This is a genomic window from Myxococcus sp. AM010, from assembly GCF_013372585.1.
GTDB lineage: Bacteria > Myxococcota > Myxococcia > Myxococcales > Myxococcaceae > Myxococcus > Myxococcus vastator.
Map to the genome: position 1 here is coordinate 21,410 of NZ_JABXEO010000099.1, position 6,860 is coordinate 28,269.

Here is a 6,860-nt window from a genome sequence, read left to right on the forward strand (position 1 = left end):
TATCCGTGAAAACACGCACCCACTTCCGCTGCCTCATGGCGCTGGCGCCCCTCTGCGTGTTGCTCGCCGCCGCGGGGTATCTCGTGGTCAACGGTCACCGCATCGGCCAGGGCCTGCTGCATCCGCAGCCCGTTCCAGTGACACGTCCCCTGAGGGAGGCGGCGTTGTCGCCGCTGGAGGACGTGGCCTTCACCACGTCCGACGGCGTGCCGCTCAAGGGCTGGTACGTGCCCTCACGCAACGGCGCCGCGGTGGTGCTGGTGCACGGCTTCGCGGACAACCGCGCGCAGCTGCTCTTCGAGGCCCGGACGCTCGCGGGCGCGGGCTACGGCGTGCTGCTGTTCGATTCGCGCGCGCACGGCGAGAGCGGCGGCGACACGGTGACGTGGGGAGACCGGGAGCGGCGCGACGTGACGGCGGCGCTGGACTTCGTCGCGCGGCGCCCGGACGTGGACCCGGGACGGCTGGGCCTCTTCGGCTTCTCCATGGGCGGCACCACGGCGCTGCTGGTGGCCAGCGAGGACGCGCGGGTGAAGGCCGTGGCCGCCGCGGGGGCCTACCCCGCGCTGGAGGCGGACATCTACGCGGGCTATGGCCGCTGGGGTGCGCTGAGCGCGGAGCCCGTGCTGTGGACGCTGCGCCGCGCGGGCGTGACGGTGGACGCGGTGCGCCCCATTGACGGGATGTGCCGGCTGGGCGGCCGGCCGCTGCTGCTGGTCAACGGCGACGTGGACCCGGACGCGCCCGCGAAGCTCCAGGCCAGCCTCTTCCAGGCCGCGTGCGAGCCCAAGTCACTCTGGGTCGTCGAGGGCGCGGGCCATGGCCAGTACGCGCGCGTGGCGCCGGAGGAATACGCGCGCCGGCTGCTCCAGCACTTCGGCGCGGCGCTCGGCGTGCCTCACCCCTCCTCGGGCGGCGCCACCCACTGAGGCGCCGCGTCCAGCGCGGGGCGGTCCTCCAGCAGCTCGTGCGGACGGAAGGCGCCCTTGTAGCGCAGGGACGCGCACGCCAGCACGCGGTAGCCCAGGTAGACGTGGGGGATGCCCCGCGCCTTCGCCAGCTCCACCTGGCGCAGCACGTTGGCCGTGCCCAGCGACAGGCGCGCGTAGGCGGGGTCGTAGAAGAAATACACGGCGCTCCAGGCGCGCGGCGTCTCGTCGCAGATGCCCACGCCCACCAGCCTGGGGCCGCCCTCCGCGCCGTCGTCGTACCACGCCACCTCGCGCGCGGACGGGTGCGGATAGGAGAACTGGAGCGAGTACTCTCGCGCGGTGATGGGCGACGGCGCCCACTCGCGCGCCACCTCACGCTCCGAATGCCACTGGCGGTACAGGGCCAGCCGCGCGTCATCCACGCGCGGCGGCCCCACCTCCACGCGCAGATGCGCGCACGCGGCACGCGCCCGGCGCTGGCTGCGGTTGGGCTGGAAGCCCTCCACGGGGAGGCGCAAGGACACGCAGGCCTGGCAGTCCGCGCAGGCGGGCCTGAAGTACACCAACCCGAAGCGACGCCAGCCACGCACCAGCAGGTGCTCGTACTCCTCCGGCGTGACGTCCTCCAGCACGAGGTTCTCGAGCGAGGCCTGCCGCGCTGGCAGGTAGCTGCAGGCCCGGGGCGGCTCGACTTCGTGTGCCAGGAGGAACGCCATGCGTGGCCTGTTCCTGTCGCGCCCGCCGCCCGGCGTCAAGTCTGACCCGGTGTGTCGAAGCCTCCGCTTCCGGGCAGACACCCGCTCCTCAGAGGGAAAGGCGTCCTCCACGGCAGGCCCGTCTGCCCAGCCGGCAGGCTGGCATGACGTCTGCAAAGCCAACGGCCAGCCTCACGGAGTCGAGGCAGGAGGATGACCATGGCCCGCCACCGCACGCAGCCCTCGCTGAACCGCCTGTCGCGCTGGGATTTCGGTCGAGCGGACAGGCAGGTCCGAGCGGCCACTGGCAGCCATGACTGGGTGGTACGGAGCGCTACACCCCCCTCGCGTCCGAGTGGGAATCGCCAGAATCCGGACATCCCTGTCGTACTCGCGGCGGTTCGCGCGCAGGTCGCGGTGGACCCGGCAGAGGCGCATGGAGTGGATTTCGACCTGGCGTTCGCCAGCTACTGAAGTGACTGGATGGCGCGCGGGCTGGCGGCTTCTCAGGCATGGCCGCCAACGCGTATAAGTCCGCCATGTCCGTCATTGACGTCTCGGTGGTGATGCCCACCCACAAGCGGGAGAAGGAAGTGGTGGAGGCCATCCGCTCGGTCCTCCGCCAGGAAGGGGTGAGCGTCGAGGTCGTCGTCCTGGACGACACGCCCGAGGGCACGGCGCGCGAGGCGGTGGAAGGGCTGAAGGACGAGCGGGTCCGCTACCTGGTGAACGACCCACCGTCGAAGGGCCGCCCGGCGGTGGTGCGCAACCACGGCGCCACGCTGGCCCGGGGCCGTTACCTGCACTTCCTGGATGACGACGACATGCTCGCGGAGGGCGCGCTGCACGCCATGGTGAGCGCGCTGGACGCGCGGCCGGACGCGGGCGTGGCGGTGGGCTGGGTGGTGCCCTTCGGCGACGACGCGGACTGGCTCAAGGACAAGAGCGCCTACTTCGAGTGGGCCGCCCAGGTGGGCGCCAGCACCCCCAACAGCGCGTGGACGGTGGCCCACATCCTCTTCCGCGGCACGCTGTATGTGAACTCCGCGTGCATGGTGCGCCGCGAGCACTTCGCCCCGCTGGGCGGCTTCGACGCCAGCATCCCCGTCTACGAGGACGTGGACTTCTACCTGCGCGGCATCCGCGCGTTCGGCCACGTCTACGTCAACCGGCCCATCCTGCACTACCGCACCGGCCGGCCGTCGCTGATGCACAACCTGGGCAAGGACGGCACGCTGGTGGTGCAGTCCAACGAGATGATTCACGGCAAGTACCGCAAGGCGAACGGCATGCTGGAGTACCGCCTCATGCAGGCCGCCCTGCGGGTGCTGCCCTTCGAGGTCGCCCGCCGGCTGCCGCTGCGCCTGCGCAACCAGGGGCGCGCGTCATGAGCCTCAAGAGCCGGCTTCTCGGGACCGCCAGGCGCCAGGTGAAGCAGACGCTGCGCCCGGTGCTCCAGCGGGCCATGGCCCCCGCGCGCAACCACATCCCCGCCTCGCACTGGGGCCTGCGGGATGTGCCCGGCCAGGGCCTGAGCCTGGAAGGCGTCCCGCTGGCGCAGCTGGTGGAGCGCTGGGGTTCGCCGCTGCACGTCGTGCACCTGGCGGCGCTGCGCCGCAACGCGGAGCGCTTCCTCGCGGTGCCGCCGGGGCGCACGGGCGGCTGTGAAGTCTATTACTCGTACAAGACGAACCCGGTGCCCGGCGTGCTGTCCTTCCTGCACGGCCTGGGCGTGGGCGCGGAGGTCATCTCCGCCTACGAGATGTGGCTGGCGCTCAAGCTGGGCGTGCCCCCGGAGCGCATCGTCTACAACGGCCCGGTGAAGTCGGAGGCCTCCGTGCGCGAGGCCATCTCCCGGGGCATCCAGCTGCTGGCCGCCAACCACGCGGAGGAGATTGCCGTCTTCGCCCGGCTGGCCGCGGAGCTGGACCGCCGCCCGCGCGTCGCGGTGCGGGTGACGACGGGCAGCGGCTGGACGGGGCAGTTCGGCACGCCCATCGCGGGGGGCGCCGCGCTGCGGGCCTACCAGCAGGCGCGCGGCTCGAAGCACCTGGACGTGGTGGGCCTGCACGCGCACCGTGGGGAAACCCTCCGCACGGAGGGCGACTTCACGGCCTTCGTGGAGTCGGTGCTCGACTTCACGGACACGCTGCACCAGGAGCTGGGGCTGGATTTGGAGGTGCTTGACTTGGGCGGCAGCCTCAACACGCCCACCGTCGAGCACATCGCCGAGCGCGACTGGCGCCTCAACCTCACCTTCTTCCGCGACGTGCCCGCGCCCGACCCGGCGGCGTCGCTGTCCATCGACCGCTACGTGGCGCTGGCGGTGGAGCTGGTGGAGACGCACTACGCGCGCCGCGGACGTCAGCGGCCCCGCATCTTCCTGGAGCCGGGCCGCGCCATGACGGGCGACACGCAGCTCCTGCTGGGCCGCGTGCACGCGCTCAAGGCAGGGGAAGACAGGACGTGGGCGGTGCTGGACGCCGGCATCAACCATGCCGAGTGCGTGCGCAACGAGTACCACCAGCTCTTCCACGTGAACCGGCCGGACGCGCCGGCCGACAAAATCTACACGGTGGTGGGCCCCATCTGCACGCCGGGCGACACGCTCTACCACGCGAAGCGGCTGCCCGACCTGCGCGTGGGAGACACGCTGGCCATCATGGACGCGGGCGCCTACTTCGTGCCCTTCGCTACGTCCTTCTCCTATCCCCAGCCGGCCATCATCGCGCTGGAGGACGGGAAGGAGCGGCTGCTGCGGCGCGCGGAGACGTTCGACGACCTGGTGACGTTCGACGCGCCGGACAGCCGCGCCGCGCTCACCGGTTGAGCACCATCATCCGGAGGAAGGCCCGGGGGTGGCGCGCGGAGCCGTAGAGAATCTGCGCCACCTCCACCGCGGTGGGCATCAGGTCATCCGAGTCGATGAGCGGATCCACCGCCACCCCCTGGTGCGTCTCCAGCCAGCGCCGCCACTGGCGGGCCTCGTCCTCCGGCAGCGCGCCGGACAGCCGCTGGAGGTTGAGCAGCATCTCCAGCGCGATGCGGTTGCAGAACACCTCGCCGTTGCCGCGCCAGTCACGCGCGGCCCGCAGCTCGCGGCGCAGGGCGTCCCGGTCCCCCAGCGCGGCGTGGTAGGCCAGGAGCGGCAGCGGCAGGCCCCGGGCGATGTCGAAGCCCATCTGCCCGTAGTAGCGGGGGTTGAAGTCGATGAGGAGGAAGTCGTCCTTCGTCTGGATGAACTCCACCTCGAAGACGCCGTGGTAGCCCAGGCGCTTGCACAGGCGCTGGAGCCCCGCGGCCAGGTCCTCGCGCACCGGGGCGGACTCGAAGCACACGCCCACGCCCAGCCGCCGCGGGCGCTGGAGCACCTTCATGGCGCCGCGCACCTCGAACAGCTCGCCCGTCTCGTCCACGAAGCCGGAGAGGCTGTAGATGCCCTCCGCCGCCTCCGGGTGGAACTCCTGCACCATGGGGCGCGACACCGCGGGGTCGAAGCGCACCAGCATGGGGGCGTAGCCGTCCCGCGAGAAGGCGCGGTACTCCTCCGCGAGCTGCTCGGGCGCCTGCACCGGCTGCCCCTTGCGGTGGGTGGAGTAGAGAATCTGCGTGGTGGGCTTGATGAGGACCGGGAAGCGCGCCTCGCGGGACACCCCGTCCAGGTCCGCTTCCGACGCCGGGAACCAGGTGCGCGGCAGCGTCAGGCCCACCGCCTGGCCCGCTTCGAAGAGCTTGCGCTTGTTGAGCAGGCCGTAGACGGCGTCGATGCCCGGGTCGTAGAGGTGGAAATACTCCGACAGCGCCTCGCGGTGGACGGACACCAGCCACGCCAGCTCGTCACTCGTCGGGTAGAGCACGTGCCGCATCGGCTCGCGGCGGCCCAGGTCCATCAGCCATTCGATGAAGGCCTCGGCCTGGGACTCCGGAGGACACTGCACGCGGCGGCCCACGAAGCGAGACCAGCTCGCCGGCCCCAGCTTGCCGGGGTCCGCCACCGTGACGTCGATGCCGTTGCGCCCGAAGCAACGCGCGGCCGCGAGCGTGCCGTAGAAGCCCGCAGAGAAGAGCAGCACGGACGGACGGACGGCCATTCGAACCCGGGGTGCCTGCTCCAACATGACGGTGTCGTTCTCCCGCTGCGTTCCCGACACGCCTCACGCGAAGGAGAGGCGGTGCCGTTCCAAGTCCTGGTCACGCGAAGGATAGCCGCACACCACCCCACTTGGCTTCCCTCGACTGCGCCCTCTCCTTCTCTGAGAAAGGCACAGCACCCTGTCGTCAAAAACAGACACCCCCCTTGGGCCTCCAAACAACGTAGCCCTGGGACACGAGCCACGGGTCGGCCTCCACTCCCTCCACGCGCGCGGAGAGCCCCAGCGCGGCTTCGCGAAACGCATCAGGCGGGTGCGCATGGCCCGCGGCTCGCGCCTGCTGCCAGGCGGCGCTCCACGCGGAGAAGAAGTCATGGATGGGCTCACCCGGACGCACCCGGCGGCGCAAGTCCCGGGGCAGCCAGTCACGGAAGAGCATGGGCGCGAAGCCGAGGCTGAAGTCGGTGTGGAACAGGAGCGCTTCGCGCCGCGGCACCTCCGCCTCCTCCCCGACGCCGCGGCGCAGCAGGTGCGCGGACATCACCGCGCCCGTCGCGTCCGCGCTGCCCTCCACCAGCAGGCCCGACGGCAGCAGGTAGCTGGCCAGGGTGCGGTGCACCTCGGGGACGCGCTCGGGAGGCCCCTGGCGAAGCAGGTTCATGGCGCGCACCAGCCGGGCGGGCTCGTCGGGGCGCAGCGGCAACGCGAAGCCACCCTCGCGAAACGACGTGCGGGCCTCCGCGTCCACCTGCGCCGCCCGCGCGCGCTCCGCGTCCAGCTCCACGCCCACCACGGCGAGCTCCGGGTTGAGCGCGCGAAAGGCCTGGGCGCTCTCCAGCGTCGTCCACGGGTGCTCGCCGAAGCCCACGTCGACGAAGACGGCGTGGGCCCAGGGCCCGTCACGCCGTTCGAGCAACGGGCGCTCGAAGCGGCACAGGTACGTGTCCAGCGCGCGCAGGCGCCCGCGCGCGGTCCGCCCGCGTGTCTTCGTGTCCAGCGGAGGCATGGTGCGCTCTTGGGTGAGTCTGGCGTCGCCGTCAAGCCCAGCCTGTGCGGTGCCGCTCCGGATTTTCGCCGGACGCGGCGGGCCCCTAGAGTGAGGGGACCGTGGAAGCCCCGTCCCCCCAGGCCTGCCCCCGCTG

Annotated in this window: 6 protein-coding genes; 3 read left to right on the forward strand and 3 right to left on the reverse strand. The window is 71.7% G+C overall.

Translation table 11 applies throughout. The features are described from left to right. The first annotated feature begins 35 nt into the window (after window positions 1-35). Complete coding sequence (locus HV826_RS31480; protein WP_176420765.1) at window positions 36-929, forward strand: alpha/beta hydrolase; 894 nt, start codon at window positions 36-38, stop codon at window positions 927-929. Here the strand turns inward: HV826_RS31480 and HV826_RS31485 are convergent. Beyond that, a complete protein-coding gene (locus HV826_RS31485) occupies window positions 899-1,648 on the reverse strand; it encodes an arginyltransferase (RefSeq protein WP_176420761.1) in 750 nt (249 codons plus the stop codon). The two genes, HV826_RS31480 and HV826_RS31485, sit on opposite strands and share 31 nt — an antisense overlap. Before the next feature lie 518 nt (window positions 1,649-2,166). Between HV826_RS31485 and HV826_RS31490 the strand changes: the two genes are divergently transcribed. After that, on the forward strand, window positions 2,167-3,018 hold the full coding sequence (locus HV826_RS31490; protein WP_176412023.1) for a glycosyltransferase family 2 protein: 852 nt from the start codon (window positions 2,167-2,169) through the stop codon (window positions 3,016-3,018). After that, a complete protein-coding gene (locus HV826_RS31495; protein WP_176420762.1) occupies window positions 3,015-4,457 on the forward strand; it encodes a pyridoxal-dependent decarboxylase in 1,443 nt (480 codons plus the stop codon). Before HV826_RS31490 ends, HV826_RS31495 begins: the two co-directional genes overlap by 4 nt. Here HV826_RS31495 and HV826_RS31500 read toward each other — a convergent pair. Together HV826_RS31500 and HV826_RS31505 are read right to left on the reverse strand one after the other, a co-directional pair. Further along, on the reverse strand, window positions 4,447-5,718 hold the full coding sequence (locus HV826_RS31500) for a carbamoyl-phosphate synthase (protein ID WP_255207859.1): 1,272 nt from the start codon (window positions 5,716-5,718) through the stop codon (window positions 4,447-4,449). The genes HV826_RS31495 and HV826_RS31500 overlap by 11 nt on opposite strands. 187 nt (window positions 5,719-5,905) lie before the next feature. Beyond that, on the reverse strand, window positions 5,906-6,724 hold the full coding sequence (locus HV826_RS31505) for a methylase (RefSeq protein ID WP_176420763.1): 819 nt from the start codon (window positions 6,722-6,724) through the stop codon (window positions 5,906-5,908). Between the last annotated feature and the right edge of the window lie 136 nt (window positions 6,725-6,860).

Coding starts and splice junctions, on each gene's coding strand:
- HV826_RS31480 (WP_176420765.1), top strand. CDS start 36: ATGGCGCTGGCGCCCCTCTGCGTGTTGCTCGCCGCCGCGGGGTATCTC.
- HV826_RS31485 (WP_176420761.1), bottom strand. CDS start 1,648: ATGGCGTTCCTCCTGGCACACGAAGTCGAGCCGCCCCGGGCCTGCAGC.
- HV826_RS31490 (WP_176412023.1), top strand. CDS start 2,167: ATGTCCGTCATTGACGTCTCGGTGGTGATGCCCACCCACAAGCGGGAG.
- HV826_RS31495 (WP_176420762.1), top strand. CDS start 3,015: ATGAGCCTCAAGAGCCGGCTTCTCGGGACCGCCAGGCGCCAGGTGAAG.
- HV826_RS31500 (WP_255207859.1), bottom strand. CDS start 5,718: ATGGCCGTCCGTCCGTCCGTGCTGCTCTTCTCTGCGGGCTTCTACGGC.
- HV826_RS31505 (WP_176420763.1), bottom strand. CDS start 6,724: ATGCCTCCGCTGGACACGAAGACACGCGGGCGGACCGCGCGCGGGCGC.